The organism is Nocardia arizonensis (genome assembly GCF_001310275.1).
GTDB lineage: Bacteria > Actinomycetota > Actinomycetes > Mycobacteriales > Mycobacteriaceae > Nocardia > Nocardia arizonensis.
Genome location: NZ_LGYZ01000001.1, coordinates 51269 through 66239, shown reverse-complemented (window position 1 = coordinate 66239; position 14971 = coordinate 51269). Strand labels below are relative to the sequence as shown.

The following is a 14971-nucleotide window of genomic DNA, read 5'->3' as shown; positions in this document are numbered from 1 at the left end:
CACTTGACTTAACGCGACAAGTATTTGATTCTGGGCGACATGTCGATGATTCGTTCCGCGGGACTGCGCGGCTTCCGCGCGACCGTGGCGGAACTCGGCGGCGACGCCGAGGAACTCGCCCGGATCATCGGACTGCCGCCCGCGGCGCTCGACACCGACGATCTGCTGATACCCGACGAGTCGGTGGCCGCCGTACTGGAACTGGCGGCGCACCGGCTCGGGCGGCCCGATCTCGGACTGCGCATCGCCTACCGGCAGGACCTCGACATGCTCGGCCCGCTCGCGCTGGCCATCCGCAACTCCCCCACGCTGGCCGACGTGCTGGAATGCACCGAGCGCTACCTGTTCGTGCACGCCCGCGCACTGCGGCTGACGATGGAACCCGACCCGTACGGCGACCGCGGGGTGATCGGTCTGCGCTACGGTGTCGCGCCGGGTAGGCCGAGTCCGGTGCAGGGCACCGACCTCGGCCTCGGATTCGTGCACCGGGCGATCCAGCGGCTGGTCGAGGACCGCTACGGGCTGCGGTCGGTGGAACTGCCCTACCGCCCGCCCGCGCCGGTCGCGGCCTACGAGCGGTTCTTCGACGCGCCGGTGCGCGTCGACCGGCCCGCGGCCATGCTCCGGGTGCCGAGCAATCTGGGCAACAGGCCGCTGTCGGGCGGGGACGAGAATCTGCACCGTCTCGCGATGGCCTTTCTCGCCGAGCAGACCGATACCGCCGACGCCTCCCTGGTACCGCAGATCCGCGCCACCGTGCAGCGTCTGCTCGGTACGACACCGCCCGAAATCGGCGTGGTGGCAGCGCTTCTGGCCATGCACCCGCGTACCGTGCAGCGCCGTCTGGCCGCCGAGGGCACCACCTTCGCCGCGATACTCGACGATGTGCGCCGCCATGAGGCCCGCCGCTATCTGACCACCACCGATATGCCGATGAGTCAGATCGCCTCGCTCATCGGCCTGTCCGAACAGGCCACCTTCACCCGCTGCGCGCGCCGCTGGTGGGGTTCGACCCCGACCGCGCTGCGCCGCGGCGCGATCCGCTAGGCGGCCTCGCGCACCTTGTCGACCGCGTCGGTGAAGACCTTGGTGAACACCGTCTCGTCCGCGCCGTCGCGCAGGGTGCTCGACCGCACCGCCACCGTGACCCCGCGGAGCACGGCGATGCCCATGAAGGCGGTGGAGGTCAGCGGTTTGCCCTCGCCGACCGCGGACACCGTGGTCGAGCGATAGACGATCGCGTCGACGCCGTTCAATTCCGCGGGCGCGCTGAGGTTTTGGACCTTGGACCGGGTGGTGATCCGGCGGCCTTCGATGGTCGAGGTGAGCACGACCTCGGGACAGGCGTTATTGCCCGCGACGATGCGCTTCGTATCACCGGCGCGCCCCGCGATGAATTCGGTGTACATGACGCCGGTGCGCTCGTCGGACACGGCCGACACCGCGGCCTGGGCGAGCAGATCCTTGGTGGCGTCGCTGAGATCCTGCTGGGTGCTCGCGCATTCCGGCGGGTCGAAGGTGGCCGACTGCAGGCCGCCGGCGAGGTCGGCGGCGGCGGCCTGGAGGCGGTCCTGCGGCACGTCGACCTTCTCCGTTCCCGCGGGGAATTCCTGTGCGGTGAGCAGCAATCGCTCACGCGCCGTGGTGACCGGCGCGGAGTTCCCGCCGCCCGCGGAATCGCCGTCGGCACCGCATCCGGCGACGAGCACAGCGCCCGCCACGACCACCATCACACCTCGCGTGCCCCTGCCGAGCAGATCGATCATGTCCGACAGCATGCCGCAATCGGTGACGGCGGCCGAATCCGCACCGGACACCCGTCGCGGGCACGCGATCGCCCCTAGGAACGCCCGCGAGCGCGTCATAGACTTCACGACCGAATATCGGGAAGGGATCGCATGGACACGGTCAGAGAGGTTGCCGAAGAGGGCAAGCGGCTGATCGATCGGGCCTGGCTCGGCGAGTTGACCCGCGACGAGGCCGTGCACCGGTTCGTCCAGGTCGGCGACGGCCTGGTGTGTTCGATCACGGCGGGGGAGATCATCGATGACGGGGTGCGCTGGCTGGACACCAATGCCACCCGGCTGCGAATCCTGGCGTGGTGCGCCCTGCTCGAGATCCCGCTGTTCGGCGGGTTCGCAGTGCTCGCAATCGTATTCGGCGATTACACCACCTGCGCGTTGTCGGTACTTCTGCTGCTGGTCCTACAGGTGATCCATCGCAGGTTGCTGCCGCATCCGGTCCCGACACGACGCAGGTACTGAAACCGACCACGGCGTGGGCGGCTAGGGTTCGGCACATGGTGGATTCGACCGTCCCGATGCCCGATCAGCCCCACCCGCACGAACCACACGGCGATGGTTTCGCCTCCCGGCTCAACTGGTTGCGCGCGGGCGTGCTCGGCGCCAACGACGGCATCGTGTCGACGGCCGGTCTGGTCGTCGGTGTGGCGGCGGCCACAACCGGGACCACCGAGATCTTCACCGCCGGTATAGCCGGATTGACAGCGGGCGCCATCTCCATGGCGGTGGGCGAATACGTCTCGGTTAGCACCCAGCGCGATTCCGAGCGCGCGTTGCTGGCCAAGGAACGCCGGGAACTGCGCGAGGAACCCGACTTCGAACTGGAGGAACTCGCGGGCATCTACCACGCCAAGGGTCTCTCGCCCGAGACCGCCCGCAAGGTCGCCGAGGAACTCACCGCGCACGACGCCTTCACCGCCCACGCCGAGGCGGAACTGGGATTGGACCCGCGCGCGCTGACCAATCCGTGGCAGGCCGCCTTCTCCTCGGCGGTCGCCTTCACCGTCGGCGCGCTGCTGCCACTGGTGGCGATCCTGGTACCGCCGGTGCCCGCGCGCATCCCGGTGACCTTCGCCGCGGTGCTGGTCGCGCTCGCGCTGACCGGATCGCTCAGCGCCCGTCTCGGCGGTAGCAGGCGCGGCCGGGCGGTGCTGCGGGTGGTAGCCGGCGGCGCGCTGGCGATGGCCGTCACCTACGGCATCGGCCATATCGCCGATGTGGCGGGAATATGACGCCTACGTGCATACGTCATCATTCGGATGCGACAGTGCGTTTCCGGGTTCGAGGGGCGTAAAGTACGAATCCTCGACGGGTCCCGACGGTGTGACTCCGATTCCCCCCGGTACTCGAGCGAGGAGGACCGACATGCCTTTCCACGATCGCCGCGATGCCGGTCGCCGATTGATCGGGCGGCTGCGGGGATTCCGATTCCCCGACGACGATGTCGTCGTGGTCGGCGTGGCACGCGGCGGAGTCCCGGTGGCCTACGAGATCGCCACCGCCCTGCGGGCTCCGCTCGATGTCGCTGTGGTGCGCAAACTTCCGGTTCCCTTCCAGCCGCGGCTGTCCTTCGGCGCCATCGGCGAGAACGGGGTGCGGATCATCGACGACGAGGCCGCGGGCCGGGCATTCGTCTCCGGCGCCGAGCGGGTGCGGGTGGAGACCGAGGTCCGACATGACCTGTCCCGCAGCGCGCTTCGCTATCGCGCCACGCATGCGCCGGTTCCACTGGCGGGCGCGACCGCGATCGTCGTCGACGACGGCGTCGCCACCGGCGCCTCGGCGCGGGCGGCGTGCGCGATGGCGCGGGCCCAGGGCGCGAGGCGGGTGCTGCTTGCCGTACCGGTCGGCTCGCCGCGGGCCATTCGGGTGCTGGCCGCGCACGTGGACAATGTCGTGTGCCTGGAGACACCGGAGCTGTTCCATTCGATAGCCCACTGGTATAAGGAATTCGATGACGTGACCGATCGGGGAATCGTCGACCTACTCGATCGCGCCGCGGACGACCGCAGCGCCGCCGGACTCGCCGCACCCCCGGTCGGATGATCCGACCGGGGGTGCGGTTTTCGAGGTCTTGTGCGGCGGGGTCAGTAATAGTGCCGCCGTCCGCCGACCGGGCGGCCCGCGGAACCCGCGATCGCCAGGACCGCGCCGACGAGCAGTACCACGATGCCTGCGGTGGTGAGCAATGGGATTCCGACCAACCAGCCGACGAGCAGCAGAATGAGTCCGAGAACAATCATGATTCCATCCTTTGGGGTGACGATCGGGATCGATCGTTATTTCGCGGACACGTCCGTCTTGGGACGCGAGCCCGGTGCGGCGGCCTTCGGCAGGAAGCGATTGACACTCCACACCGGCTTCTGATCCGCCGCCGGCTTCGCCTCGGTGGTCGGGATCGGCTTCTCGGACCGCGCGGGGTCCGGCGCGGCGGTGTCACGGCGGGCGGCGGCGGCTTCCTTGCGGGTCTTGCGCAACTCCCGCCGGGTCGCGCTGTTGCGTCGCGAGGACTGCCGCACGCCCATGAGCAGCAGGCTCAGCCCGAGCATTCCGATGGCGCCCACCGCCATACCGTAGAGAAACAATTCACCGGCCGAAGCCGAGAAATGGTAGTCGAAGACCCCGAAATCGCTGGTGTCGGTGCGTACTTCGCCGGAATTTGCCGCGACTCCGGCAACCCCGACGACCACCGCAGCGATCAGGACCAATAGTCCGAGGAGTATGATCATGGCTGATCCCGTTGTGCCGTAGTTGTATTACGCGAACCGAGATTCCCCGCTCTCCCGGACCCAAACAGCCGAGTTTTCGCGAATTCGGCGGCATGGCCCGATACGGGCGCGGACAGACCCGGCCCGGCACGTCCGCGGGCATTCGCGCTCGCTGCCCGCGCTACGGCCATGATCTCGTTCCGAATCGCGCGAGGTTGCCCGCCCGCCCGCATATCCCGCGCCCCGCGCCCTCGGCCCGGCTTCGGAATCGGCGCAATCGAAACGCTACCGGGCGCACCGCCACTCGAAGATACCGAACGGTCTGTGCGTCGTGCGGCGAGACGACGACGCGGCGGGTAGGTTGGTGCGCACGGAACACTGTCGGTCGGGACCGAGACTCATTGCCGGACAAAGTGAATGGGGGTGCACAGGTGCTCGAGATCTTCGATGCGGCCTTCGCGGCGAACCCGTGGCCGGTACTCGATCGGTTGCGCCGGCAGGGCGGTGTACACCGTGTCAGGACCCCGGACGGCCCACCCGCGTGGCTGATCACCCGATACGCCGACGTGCGGGCCGGACTGCTCGATCCGCGCCTGAGCACCGACACCCGGCTGGCGGGCCCGCGCGACTATCGCGGCTTCACGGTGCCGCCGCCCCTGGACGCGCTGCTGGTCTGCGCGCCCGCCGATCACGCCCGCATGCGCGCGGTGGTCACCACGGAACTGTCCCCGCGCAGGCTCACCGACCTGACCCGCCGCATCCCTGATCTGATCGAAACCCTCGCCAAGAACCTGGAATCCGAGGACACCGCGGATCTGGTGCAGCGCCTTGCCGTTCCGCTGCCCGCCGCGGTTCTCGGCGAACTGCTCGGACTGCGCGGCCCCGAACGCGAGGCGCTGCTGGACTGGGCCGAATCCACCCTGCCCGCCACCGCGACCCACACCCGCGCCCGCGACACCCTCGCCACCATGAGCGAGGTCGTCCTCGCGATCCAGGACAGCGCGGCCCGCGACTCCGACACCGTGATCGCCGGACTGGTCGCCGCGCGACGCGCGGCCGAACTGACCGCCGACGAACTCACCGGCCTGCTGTTCTACCTGCTGTTCGTCTGGTACGAGGTGCTCACCGATCTGGTCGCGGGCTCGATCCTGACCCTGCTGACCCGGCCCGATCAGATCCGAGTGCTGCGCCGGGGCGCGAACAAACTGCCGATGGTCGATGAACTGTTGCGCTATATCTCGCCACAGGTGCTCGCGGGTCCGCGCTTCGCGACCGAGGACATGACCATCGGCCGCTACGACATCGGATGCGGCGACACCGTGCTGCTGTGCCTGGCCGCGGCCAATCGCGATCCCGATCAGGTGGACGGTCCGGGCAAACTCGATCTGACCCGCACACGCAACCGCCAGCTCGGTCTGGGTCACGGCGTGCACGCCTGCCTCGGCGCGGCATTGGTCCGCACGGTGACCGCGAGCACACTCGACCACGTCTTCACCCGCTGGCCCGCCACCACGCTGACGGTCTCGGAGCGAGATATTCGGTGGCGCTCCGGATTCCGGCATCGCGGTCCGCTCACCCTGCCGGTCCACCTGGACTGACTCCCCCGCGGGAGGCGGGCCATCGCAGTCGCGTCCACCGAATTGCCTCGCGCTCAGGCTCCCGGCGGCAGGAACGGCAGCGGCGGGAGCGGAGGCAGGAACGGCAGCGGCGGCGGCACGGGCGCCGGAACCGGCGCGGGCGCCGGTTCCGGCGCAGGCTCGGGTGCCTGGACCTGCTCGGTCGGCTCATAGACCGACGCGGGCGGCGGCACGTAGGTATAGGTCTCATTCGACGGCGGCATGTACTCCCGCGTCGGCTCGGGCGCCTGTTCCGGCGCCTGCGCCTGCGGCGGCTGCGGCACGGGCACCGGCTCGGCGGCCTGTTTCGGCGCGCAGATCCAGCGGCCGTCGGGGTACTCCCAGGCGCCCGCGACACCGTCGCGGGCGCAGTCCTCGCCGGGCCGGTGCAGATCCCGGACCGTCTCGCGCGGTACGCAGTTCAACTGACCATCGCGCAGATCCCATTGCGCCGAGATGCCGCCGGCCGAACAGTCACCGCCCACCTGATAGACCGGCGCGGGCAGCGCCACGCTCGTGGGTGAGGTCACCGCCGCGGGCCGCGATCGCGTCGACCCGAGATCGGTACGCAGCATGAGACCGACGGCCAGCACCAGACCGAGGAAGGTGCACGCGGTCATCGCCACCGCCATGACCCGACCGCTGGGCGAACCGTCATCGGATGTCGTCGCACCGGTTTCCACTTTCGCACCGCCTTCACCTTCGCAGGGAACTACGGAGTCAGGGGCCTGCCTGAGTCGGCACCGTCGACGGCGCGGCGCTGGGGACGACCGGGACACAGACCCAGCCGGTGCCGGTCACCACGTCCCATCGACCGGTTACGCCGTCGGTCATGCAGTCCTCGCCCACCCGGTGAGCGGGCCGGGTCGGCAACGGCGAGGTGTTCGGCGCCGAGAAGGCGGGCACCGGCGTCGGCCGCGGAATCGCGGTCGGCCGCCCGGGGACCGTGGTCGTGCGCGCCGACACCGGCGCGGCGGGCACGGTCGAGGCCGGAGCGCCATCGGCCTGATCGTCGGTGCGCAGCACCGATCCGACCGCGACCACGACGGCGATCAGCGCGGCGACCGCGGCCACGGCGGCCAGGATTCGCGTGCTGTTCTCGGGCGCGCCGTTCCCGGGAGGGGACCCGCCGCCGGATTCCATCATCGAATACCGCCTTCGCAGCTCCGGCATACCTACTGTCAGAAGACTCGATCTTTTCGGAGGCTACCCGAATCCCACCCCCTCGAAGATCACCATTAGCCAACGATCCGAACCGGCCCACCCCCGAGCCGACCGGCATTTCCACAGGTAGAGGCCCTGTGGACGGGCCGCAAGGATGACGAAGGCGGAGAAAGGGCCAGATACACACCACCCTGCGACAGGGGCCGCGCGACCGGGCACCACGGTCAGCGCGCCGACCACGACGGTGATCGCCGACAGCACCATCCGGGTCGGCCCGAGACCGAGCGCCAGGACACGGTCACGACACCATCGTCCCAAGAAATCGGACATCAAGATCGCACCGGTTCGTTCGGTATGATCGAGGAAATGCCTTCGCGATTCCGACGGGCGGTCGCCGCCTGCGCTCTGCTCCCCGCACTCGCCGGATGCTCCGCCCGGAACTCCGAAAACACCGCCGCCGCACCCGAACCCGCGAACGCCGCCGTGAGCTTTCCCGTCGAAGTCGCGCCGCGGACCATGCGCTGCGTCGGTGTGGCCCCACGCGAATGCCTCCAGATCCGCCGTTCCCCCAACGCCTCGTGGGAGTTGTTCTACGCCACCATCGAGGGTTTCGACTTCCAGCCGGGATTTCGCTATCACCTGACGGTGCAAGAGATTCCGGTGCCGAATCCGCCCGCCGACGCGGCGCCGGTGCGCTGGAAGCTGGTCGAGGTGCTCGACAAACAGCCCGAGAACTGAGCGCCGCCCGAGGGCAGCGCTAACCGAGCCGCACCGGGGTCGAGCGGTCGTCGTAGGGCAGCGGTCCCTCCACGAAGGCGTTGACCCACAGGGTGTTCACGTATATCTCGCCGCCGTGATTGTCCAGGAACGCGGTGTCGGAGGCATCGCGGCCGGTCGCGATGCGGACCAGGGTCGAACGCGGCGCCAGACCGGTGGCGTCGAACACCCGCCAGCCACCGTCGACATACGCCTCGACCACCGCGTGGAAATCCATCGGGCAGCATCCGGGGGCATAGGCCGCCACCACCCGGGCGGGCACCTTCACCGCCCGCAGCAACGCCACGGTCAGATGCGTGAAATCCCGGCACACCCCGGCGCCGGACAGCAGTGTCTGCACCGCGCCGTCGGTGTGGCGGCTACTGCCGACGGCGTATCGCAGTCGCCGCGACACCCAGGCCGACACCTCCGCCGCGAGCTCGTATTCCGATGCGCCACCGCTGAATTCGGCGGCGGCGAAGACATGGAACCTATCGGATTCGGCATATCGACTCGGCCGCCGGTACAGCGCGAGATCGTAATCGGAGGCCGGATCCTCGTGCGCGACGCCGAAGACCGTCGCACGGTAGTCCACGCGCAGAGTCCCCGGTCCGGCGTCGAATCGGTGGATGCGGGTGCCGTGCGGTCCGGCGATCTCGAGGGGCGTGAGCCATACTCCGTCCAGGTCGAACACCAGCGATTCGCTCACCTCGATTCCCGGCTGTCTGGCGACGGCGATCTGGAACTCGAGGGTGGCCGGTGCGGAGATCGCCACCTCGAGGTGCGCCGAGACATCACGCTTCACGGCATCGATCCTGCCCGAATACGGCCTTGCCTGCCTGCGCGTTCCGATCCGGGACGAGATTCGTGTTCTCGACCCGGGCGGCATAGGAGAGAATTTGCGCGTGCGGACCCAGTTCACTCACGAGCTCATCGCGTTGACGAATGATTTGACGCTGATGTGCCGAATCGCCCACGACGCCGGAGAGCGCGTGGTCGATGCCCTCGTCGACGCCGACCTCAGGGCCACCTACGAGGTATTCGCGCTCGACGAACAACTACAGATGATGTTCGGCGCCTGCGAGGCACGGGGCGTGGTGCTGCTCGCCCTACAGGCCCCCGTCGCTCGCGATCTGCGTCACGTCGTGACAGCCATTCAGATCGCGAGCGAACTGTCCCATATCGGGTCGCTGTCCAGCCGGGTCGCCGACCGGATCTACCGCAGCCACCCCGACCACATCGGCCCGCGATCCATCCTCGACATCCTCGCCGGCATGGGCCGTCTCGCCGCCCACCGCACCGCCGTCGCCGGTCGGGCCGTCGCGAGCGGATACGACATCGACAAACACGGGCCTGCCGCGGGCGAGGCGGCCGGACTCCAGCGCGAGTTGCGCACCGCGCTCGCCGAGGCCGAACCGGCCCAGTCCACCGACGCCGCCATCGATCTCGCGATGGTCGGCGATCACCTGCGACGCTGCGTCGATCACACCGACCGAATCGACCGGCTCATCCGCTTCCTCGACACCGGCGTACCGCCGACCGCACAGGAACGCGAGGAACCGCCCGCCGACAGCTGATCACCGCCGCTCCCCGTCACCGCCTCTCTCGTCACCGCCGCGCGTCGATTCGCTCCAGCAGCCACCGCGGGCCGACCGTCTCGGCGCCGAGTTCCTCGACGCGCGCCCGCAGTCCCCGATCCGCGGTGACCACCGTGATGGGGCCGACACCCGAGCGCGCGGCCTCGTCGACCACGTCGACGATCGCGTCGTCACCCGAGCCGGGCGCGGCCACCACCCGCATTCCGACGCGCCGCGGAGCGTCCTCGGCGGCGACGGTGGCCGCACCCTCCAGGACCACGACGACCTCGTCCGGGAACTCGAGTTCGATCATGTCGTCGAGCAGTCGCCGGGCCGCTCCGGCGCGATCGTGCCACCAGCCGTCCGGGCGGGAGCCGACGACATTCGCGGCGTCCACCACCAGCAGTCGTCCAGCACGCGTCGCCATCGCAACAGTGTGCGCCCTCGCACCGCCGTACGCGCGCCGAATGGTCGCCGGTCGTGTCGTCGTCATCGCCGTTCGCGATGGCGCGCCGAACCGCCGACTCGCGCCTTCACCGTGATCTATTTGCCCACAGTCGAATACGGCGCGGTGACGGTGCGGCGCGGCGTCACACCGCGCGCGGCGGAGTCGGTTGGCCGTCGACCACCGCGGCGACCAGATCCGACCACTGGGCCGCGAGATAGCCGACCCGCGACCACGCGTGATGGAGTTCGTCGCGCGTGTACTCGGAGTTGAGCACCGCTTCGGCGCGCACGTAGGCGCAGGCCAATTCGTCCACCGCGATCCCCGGGCGCACGCCGGGGACACAGACTCGCGGCGGCGCGGGCACATGCGTCCCGATCCACCGGTCGATGGCCTCGATCAGTTCGGCCCGCCGCGCGTCGACGCGCTCGGATCCGCTGCTCACCAGTCGGATTCGATGCAGCCGCGCCAGCATATACGCGCAGCGCAGGACGAAATGGCCGTGCCGCCGGTCGGTGTCGGTGGCACGGAATGCCGCCAGCACCGCGTAGCAGTCCGGCAGCGCCCCCTTGCGCACGGCTCGATAGTGCGAAACACACTGTTCCACTACGACTCCCGATCCCTCGAGCCGCGACCGCTGTCCTTCGACAACATCAGTCTCCCCTGCATCAGTCGAATGCGCCCCGGCGCCGAACCGCCCGGACCCGAACGCGATCGCACGCATCCGAGCCCCGACCCGAGCGGTCCTGCCCGTCATTTCCGAGTGTCCTACGAGCGTGCGCCACCCCACCCCCCGCGTACCAGCCCTCAACCCACGAACAAAGGGCTAAGAGTGAGTAATTCGCCCACCCGCTGGCCCGAACCGAACCGACGGGTCGACCTCCTGTTGACCCACAAGGACTTTCACGAAATAAAAGCGGACGAAATGTTCGGGATTCGCTATCCGGATTGTCACCCCCGTTCACGACGCGGTGCGCACCGGGGTTCATCCACAACCGCCCCCAACGGTGCGCGGATTCTCACAGCCGCGCGCTGTCGACATTCCCCCGCGCGGGCGCGATCGGGCGCACGCGCTCACAGCGCCGCAGGCCGTCGACGACCAGGGCGAGGACGCGGGCCGGACGGTCGGGGGCCACGGCGGGATCGATGCGCCACAGCACACTCAATTGCAGGAGTACATCCTCCGGATCGAGATCGGGCTTGAGGACACCCGCCGCGGCGCCCGCGCGCAGCAGCGTGTCGACGGCGCCGACGAAGGGCGCGTAGGCCGGATCCTCGACTCCCTTGTCGACGGCGGCGTGCACTACTTCGGCCACACCGCATTCGAGCGTGGCGTACCGACGGACCTCGTCGAGCCACCGGCGCAGCGCCGTCAGGGCGTCGTGCTGTTCGAGCAGGCGGGGGGCCAAGTCGACGAGCGCCGCGATCTCGGCGCGGTAGAGCTCGATGACCAGCGCCTCCCGGCTGGGGAAGTGCCGGTAGAGGGTGCCGCTGCCAACGCCCGCGCGCTTGGCGATGGCGTTCATCGAGGTCGCCGCGTCCTCGGCGAGCGCGTCGCGTGCGACAGCCAGCAGGTGTTCCCGATTGCGCTTGGCATCGGAGCGGGTCTGTCGTGGACTCATGCCGTGTCATTCCTTGTTCAGCGGAGAGGCCCCGGTAACGTGCGAACCAAGCGGAGACTTCTCCGCTTACGTTCGGCACACACAGTACCGGAGGGCATGGCATGAGCGATCTCGTACTCGTCACCGGTGGCACCGGCTATATCGGCGGCTGGTGTGTCGCCGAACTGCTGCGCAGGGGATACCGGGTCCGCGCCACCGTGCGCGACCTCGGTCGCGCGGAGGCGGTGCGCGCCGCGGTCGCCCCGGTCGCGGGCGACACCGGCCGCCTGGAATTCGCCCGCGCCGACCTGCTGTCCGACCGGAACTGGTCCGAGGCGATGGAAGGCGTCGACCACGTCCTGCACGTCGCCGCGCAACTCGAGCCAACCGACGGCGGCGCGCGCACGCTCATCAGCACCGCCGTCGACGGCTCGCTGCGCGTGCTGCGCGCCGCGACCGAGGCGAAGGTGCGCCGCGTGGTCATGACCTCCGCCGCCAACGCGGCCAGCCACTCCTCCTGCACGGTGGACGACATCACCGACGAGACCCTGTGGACCGATCCTGACGATCCGAGCATCATTCCCTACCGCCGCGCCAAGACATTGGCGGAGAAGGCCGCCTGGAACCACGTCGCCGAGACGCCGGAAGCGCCCGAACTCACCACCGTCCTGCCTGGCGCGGTCTTCGGACCGATCCTCTCGCCGGACACGACGGGCTCGGTGTCCATCGTCGCGCGCATGCTCGAGGGCACGATGCCATGGGTGCCGCGCGTCGGCCTCGAGATCGTCGACGTGCGTGACCTCGCGGACCTGCACATCCGCGCCTTGGAATCGCCGTCGGCGGCGGGCCAGCGCTTCCTTGGCACCGGCGAATTCGTCTGGACGCGCGACATCGCCCGCGCCCTGCGCCGTGACCTGCCGGACCGCGGCATCTCCACGCGCCCGGCCCCCGACTTCCTCGTCCGCCTCGCCGCCGGACGCGATCCCCGACTACGCGAGCTGCTCCCGTCACTGGGAAGACGCGACCGTCACAGCACCGCCAAGGCGCGGGCCATCCTCGGCTGGCGTGCCCGCCCCGCCGCCGACACCGTCGTGGACTGCGCCCACAGCCTGATCGCCCACGGGATGGCCTGAGCACCGCGGCACCGTCTTGGCCCTGTCGGCGCCCACCGCGCAATGGCTCGGCAACGGTCACGCGTCGACGGACCCGCTCGGGTAGGCGATCACCCGGGCGCTACGCTGCCGCACCATGGCTCTCAGCGCGACCGTGCACACATTCACCGTCCAGGTGGCCGATATCGATCGCGGCGTCTACGAGGATCTGTCGCTGCGCCTGGCCCGCCACCCGTCCGAGACGGCGGAGTTCATGGTCACGCGACTGCTGGCCTATTGCCTCGAGTACCGCGACGGCATCGCCTTCAGCGAGGGCGGGGTCTCCTCCACCGACGAGCCCGCGGTACTGGCGCGCGACGCCACCGGGCGCGTCACCGCCTGGATCGAGGTCGGCGCGCCGGATGCCGAGCGGGTGCACCGCGGCAGCAAACTCGCCGAACGCACCGCGATCTACACCCATCGCGATCCGACGAGAGTGCTGGCCCAACTCGCGGGCAAACGTATCCACCGCGCCGAGGAGATCCCGCTGTACTCCTTCGATCGCCAAGTCGTCGCCGACGCGGCCGAGGCGGTGGATCGCCGCAACGCGGTCACCCTGTCGGTCACCGAGGGCGAACTCTTCCTCGAACTCAACGGCACCGTTCTGCGCACCACCGTCGCCGAACACCGTCTCGCCTGATCACCGTCGACGCGGCCACGGCGGCTCGGGGGCGCTCGGATTTCGCCGGACTTTCGCTCCGAGTCGCCTTGCCCCACAATTGGGATCACCGCGATTGTGCTGAATCTCATACGTGGTGCGGCCATTACCTCCGCCCGTGTCCATGTAGCTTGACGCCGCGGTACCTGGTTGAGTGCAGCATTTCTGACGCATCGTGGGGTGCGCGGCATGGTTGCGGTCCTGTTCGATGGAGTGTTCGTAGTGAAATGGTTTTCCTCCCGCGCCGCGCGTAGGGCTTTCGCGGTGTGCGCCCCGATCTGCCTGGCGGCAGTGATGTCGACCGCGTGCGACAAGGTCGACGAACCAGCGGCGGCGGTGAACGGCAAGGGCCCGGTCTCGGCGAGTACGACGATGTCGGCCACGGAGATCCGGGCACAGATCGACAAACTCCTCGACGCGCCCGAGGCGTCGATGTCCGGCTACAGCCGAGAGAAGTTCCCGCACTGGGACACCAACAAGCCCGAACACGGATTCGGCACGGAATACGCGCAGTACGGCAAGTGCACCACCCGCGAGGTGATGATGCTGCGCGACGCCACCGGCCCGGTCACCCTCGACCCCAAGACCTGTGACCTGAAGGTGGGCAACGGCGGCGGCTGGCAGGACCAGTACGGATTCCTCGACGCCAAGACCGGCCGGCTCAAGCCGTACAAGTTCATCACCGATTCGCAGGGTGTGGACGCCGAGCACATCGTCGCCCTCGCCGAGGCGTGGCGTTCGGGCGCGGGCAAACTCGACGAGGACACCCGCCGCCGCATCGCCAACGACGCGCTCAACCTGGAGGCGTCGGACCCGTCGGCGAATCGCTCCAAGGGTGACCAGGACGTCGCCAACTATTTGCCGCCGGGCAAGTTCCGGTGTGTCTATCTCGAACGCTACGTTACGGTCAAAGTAAAATACGCGCTGAATGTCGACCCCGCGGAGCGTACCGCACTGAAGGCGGCGGTCGACGACTGCGCCGGCCGAGGAGAATTCAGATAAACGAGATAGTCGAGCTCACCGTGAAGACATCGATCCTCACCGAAGAGGAGGGGACGATGTCGGGTGAGCTCGACGTCACCGTGGACGAGTCCGGCAAGGGCAAGGTCCGCTACCGCGAGACCGAGGATTGGTACATGATCGGCAATTTCGACGCCGAACCCCCGCGCACCTGGTCCGGCGTCGCCGAACTCGTCACCGCCATCGAGGCCGCGGCGGGCGAACGCGATGCCGCGGGCAACACCATTCCCTTCGAGGCGCCGCCCGCCGGATCCGCCGGAACTCCGCAGGCCGGAGACAGCGCCCCGCCCACAGCCGAGAACCCGCAGACCGCAGCCGAATCCGCACAACGGCCGGTGCAGGCCGCCCCGGCGACACCCGCCGACTCCGCGGCCCCCGGCCCCGCAGCGGACGTCGCGGGCTCCGCCCCCGAATCGCCGACCGCGGAGCCGCCGAAGGCCGCGCCTCCGAACGACTCCGGGTCGGCCTAGCGG

At 69.3% G+C, this 14971-nt stretch carries 20 protein-coding genes; 11 read left to right on the top strand and 9 right to left on the bottom strand.

Features of this window, described 5'->3' with window-relative positions; translation table 11 throughout:
- The first annotated feature begins 39 nt into the window (after nt 1-39).
- Entirely contained in the window at nt 40-1047 is a 1008-nt protein-coding gene (locus APZ21_RS00315) for an AraC family transcriptional regulator (RefSeq protein WP_054811176.1), read from the top strand.
- Here APZ21_RS00315 and APZ21_RS00310 read toward each other — a convergent pair.
- Nucleotides 1044-1778 carry a hypothetical protein gene (locus APZ21_RS00310; RefSeq protein WP_156370509.1) on the bottom strand — a complete coding sequence of 245 codons (735 nt, stop codon included), beginning with the start codon at nt 1776-1778 and terminating at the stop codon, nt 1044-1046. The two genes, APZ21_RS00315 and APZ21_RS00310, sit on opposite strands and share 4 nt — an antisense overlap.
- A gap of 120 nt (nt 1779-1898) precedes the next feature.
- Here APZ21_RS00310 and APZ21_RS00305 point away from each other — a divergent pair, with 120 nt between their 5' ends.
- From APZ21_RS00305 to APZ21_RS00295, 3 genes are all read left to right on the top strand, one after another.
- Nucleotides 1899-2264, top strand: coding sequence for a hypothetical protein (locus tag APZ21_RS00305; RefSeq protein ID WP_054811174.1), 366 nt, complete (start codon nt 1899-1901; stop codon nt 2262-2264).
- A 56-nt stretch (nt 2265-2320) separates the two neighbouring features.
- Entirely contained in the window at nt 2321-3034 is a 714-nt protein-coding gene (locus APZ21_RS00300) for a VIT1/CCC1 transporter family protein (protein ID WP_054811240.1), read from the top strand.
- Between the two features lie 133 nt (nt 3035-3167).
- Complete coding sequence (locus APZ21_RS00295) at nt 3168-3848, top strand: phosphoribosyltransferase (protein ID WP_054811173.1); 681 nt, start codon at nt 3168-3170, stop codon at nt 3846-3848.
- A gap of 41 nt (nt 3849-3889) precedes the next feature.
- On the opposite strand, the gene APZ21_RS34925 is transcribed toward APZ21_RS00295, so the two are convergent.
- Together APZ21_RS34925 and APZ21_RS00290 are read right to left on the bottom strand one after the other, a co-directional pair.
- Nucleotides 3890-4045, bottom strand: a complete 156-nt coding sequence (locus tag APZ21_RS34925; RefSeq protein WP_169812109.1) for a DUF6131 family protein — start codon at nt 4043-4045, stop codon at nt 3890-3892.
- Between the two features lie 36 nt (nt 4046-4081).
- Nucleotides 4082-4531, bottom strand: a complete 450-nt coding sequence (locus tag APZ21_RS00290; protein WP_054811172.1) for a hypothetical protein — start codon at nt 4529-4531, stop codon at nt 4082-4084.
- 410 nt (nt 4532-4941) lie between these two features.
- Here APZ21_RS00290 and APZ21_RS00285 point away from each other — a divergent pair, with 410 nt between their 5' ends.
- Complete coding sequence (locus APZ21_RS00285; protein WP_063125187.1) at nt 4942-6108, top strand: cytochrome P450; 1167 nt, start codon at nt 4942-4944, stop codon at nt 6106-6108.
- A gap of 53 nt (nt 6109-6161) precedes the next feature.
- Here APZ21_RS00285 and APZ21_RS34920 read toward each other — a convergent pair whose 3' ends face one another.
- Together APZ21_RS34920 and APZ21_RS00275 are read right to left on the bottom strand one after the other, a co-directional pair.
- Nucleotides 6162-6809 (bottom strand): hypothetical protein, encoded by a 648-nt coding sequence (locus APZ21_RS34920; protein WP_156370504.1) that lies wholly within the window; start codon nt 6807-6809, stop codon nt 6162-6164.
- A 37-nt stretch (nt 6810-6846) separates the two neighbouring features.
- A complete protein-coding gene (locus APZ21_RS00275) occupies nt 6847-7272 on the bottom strand; it encodes a hypothetical protein (RefSeq protein WP_156370502.1) in 426 nt (141 codons plus the stop codon).
- Nucleotides 7273-7656: 384 nt separating this feature from the next.
- On the opposite strand from APZ21_RS00275, the gene APZ21_RS00265 reads away from it, so the two are divergent.
- Nucleotides 7657-8028 (top strand): DUF4377 domain-containing protein, encoded by a 372-nt coding sequence (locus tag APZ21_RS00265; protein WP_162240286.1) that lies wholly within the window; start codon nt 7657-7659, stop codon nt 8026-8028.
- Between the two features lie 19 nt (nt 8029-8047).
- On the opposite strand, the gene APZ21_RS00260 is transcribed toward APZ21_RS00265, so the two are convergent.
- Nucleotides 8048-8851 (bottom strand): transglutaminase-like domain-containing protein, encoded by an 804-nt coding sequence (locus APZ21_RS00260; protein WP_054811166.1) that lies wholly within the window; start codon nt 8849-8851, stop codon nt 8048-8050.
- A 100-nt stretch (nt 8852-8951) separates the two neighbouring features.
- Between APZ21_RS00260 and APZ21_RS00255 the strand changes: the two genes are divergently transcribed.
- A complete protein-coding gene (locus tag APZ21_RS00255; protein ID WP_054811165.1) occupies nt 8952-9623 on the top strand; it encodes a phosphate signaling complex PhoU family protein in 672 nt (223 codons plus the stop codon).
- A 31-nt stretch (nt 9624-9654) separates the two neighbouring features.
- Here APZ21_RS00255 and APZ21_RS00250 read toward each other — a convergent pair whose 3' ends face one another.
- From APZ21_RS00250 to APZ21_RS00240, 3 genes are all read right to left on the bottom strand, one after another.
- The gene (locus APZ21_RS00250; protein WP_054811164.1) at nt 9655-10050 is read right to left on the bottom strand and encodes a PIN domain-containing protein; all 396 of its coding nucleotides are present in this window, start codon (nt 10048-10050) and stop codon (nt 9655-9657) included.
- A 163-nt stretch (nt 10051-10213) separates the two neighbouring features.
- Nucleotides 10214-10645, bottom strand: coding sequence for a hypothetical protein (locus APZ21_RS00245; RefSeq protein ID WP_054811163.1), 432 nt, complete (start codon nt 10643-10645; stop codon nt 10214-10216).
- A 442-nt stretch (nt 10646-11087) separates the two neighbouring features.
- On the bottom strand, nt 11088-11690 hold the full coding sequence (locus tag APZ21_RS00240; RefSeq protein ID WP_082392701.1) for a TetR/AcrR family transcriptional regulator: 603 nt from the start codon (nt 11688-11690) through the stop codon (nt 11088-11090).
- Nucleotides 11691-11791: 101 nt separating this feature from the next.
- Between APZ21_RS00240 and APZ21_RS00235 the strand changes: the two genes are divergently transcribed.
- The 4 genes from APZ21_RS00235 to APZ21_RS35305 all read left to right on the top strand — a co-directional run bounded on the left by APZ21_RS00235 (nt 11792) and on the right by APZ21_RS35305 (nt 14968).
- Nucleotides 11792-12802 (top strand): NAD-dependent epimerase/dehydratase family protein, encoded by a 1011-nt coding sequence (locus APZ21_RS00235; RefSeq protein ID WP_054811162.1) that lies wholly within the window; start codon nt 11792-11794, stop codon nt 12800-12802.
- A gap of 115 nt (nt 12803-12917) precedes the next feature.
- Complete coding sequence (locus tag APZ21_RS00230; RefSeq protein ID WP_054811161.1) at nt 12918-13460, top strand: YaeQ family protein; 543 nt, start codon at nt 12918-12920, stop codon at nt 13458-13460.
- 240 nt (nt 13461-13700) lie between these two features.
- Complete coding sequence (locus APZ21_RS00225; protein ID WP_054811239.1) at nt 13701-14480, top strand: HNH endonuclease family protein; 780 nt, start codon at nt 13701-13703, stop codon at nt 14478-14480.
- Nucleotides 14481-14500: 20 nt separating this feature from the next.
- Nucleotides 14501-14968 carry a hypothetical protein gene (locus APZ21_RS35305; protein ID WP_239476420.1) on the top strand — a complete coding sequence of 156 codons (468 nt, stop codon included), beginning with the start codon at nt 14501-14503 and terminating at the stop codon, nt 14966-14968.
- Nucleotides 14969-14971: the final 3 nt, after the last annotated feature.

Coding starts and splice junctions, on each gene's coding strand:
- APZ21_RS00315 (WP_054811176.1), top strand. CDS start 40: ATGTCGATGATTCGTTCCGCGGGACTGCGCGGCTTCCGCGCGACCGTG.
- APZ21_RS00240 (WP_082392701.1), bottom strand. CDS start 11,690: ATGAGTCCACGACAGACCCGCTCCGATGCCAAGCGCAATCGGGAACAC.
- APZ21_RS00290 (WP_054811172.1), bottom strand. CDS start 4,531: ATGATCATACTCCTCGGACTATTGGTCCTGATCGCTGCGGTGGTCGTC.
- APZ21_RS00295 (WP_054811173.1), top strand. CDS start 3,168: ATGCCTTTCCACGATCGCCGCGATGCCGGTCGCCGATTGATCGGGCGG.
- APZ21_RS00300 (WP_054811240.1), top strand. CDS start 2,321: ATGCCCGATCAGCCCCACCCGCACGAACCACACGGCGATGGTTTCGCC.
- APZ21_RS34925 (WP_169812109.1), bottom strand. CDS start 4,045: ATGATTGTTCTCGGACTCATTCTGCTGCTCGTCGGCTGGTTGGTCGGA.
- APZ21_RS00230 (WP_054811161.1), top strand. CDS start 12,918: ATGGCTCTCAGCGCGACCGTGCACACATTCACCGTCCAGGTGGCCGAT.
- APZ21_RS00305 (WP_054811174.1), top strand. CDS start 1,899: ATGGACACGGTCAGAGAGGTTGCCGAAGAGGGCAAGCGGCTGATCGAT.
- APZ21_RS00275 (WP_156370502.1), bottom strand. CDS start 7,272: ATGATGGAATCCGGCGGCGGGTCCCCTCCCGGGAACGGCGCGCCCGAG.
- APZ21_RS00310 (WP_156370509.1), bottom strand. CDS start 1,778: ATGCTGTCGGACATGATCGATCTGCTCGGCAGGGGCACGCGAGGTGTG.
- APZ21_RS00250 (WP_054811164.1), bottom strand. CDS start 10,050: ATGGCGACGCGTGCTGGACGACTGCTGGTGGTGGACGCCGCGAATGTC.
- APZ21_RS00265 (WP_162240286.1), top strand. CDS start 7,657: ATGCCTTCGCGATTCCGACGGGCGGTCGCCGCCTGCGCTCTGCTCCCC.
- APZ21_RS00235 (WP_054811162.1), top strand. CDS start 11,792: ATGAGCGATCTCGTACTCGTCACCGGTGGCACCGGCTATATCGGCGGC.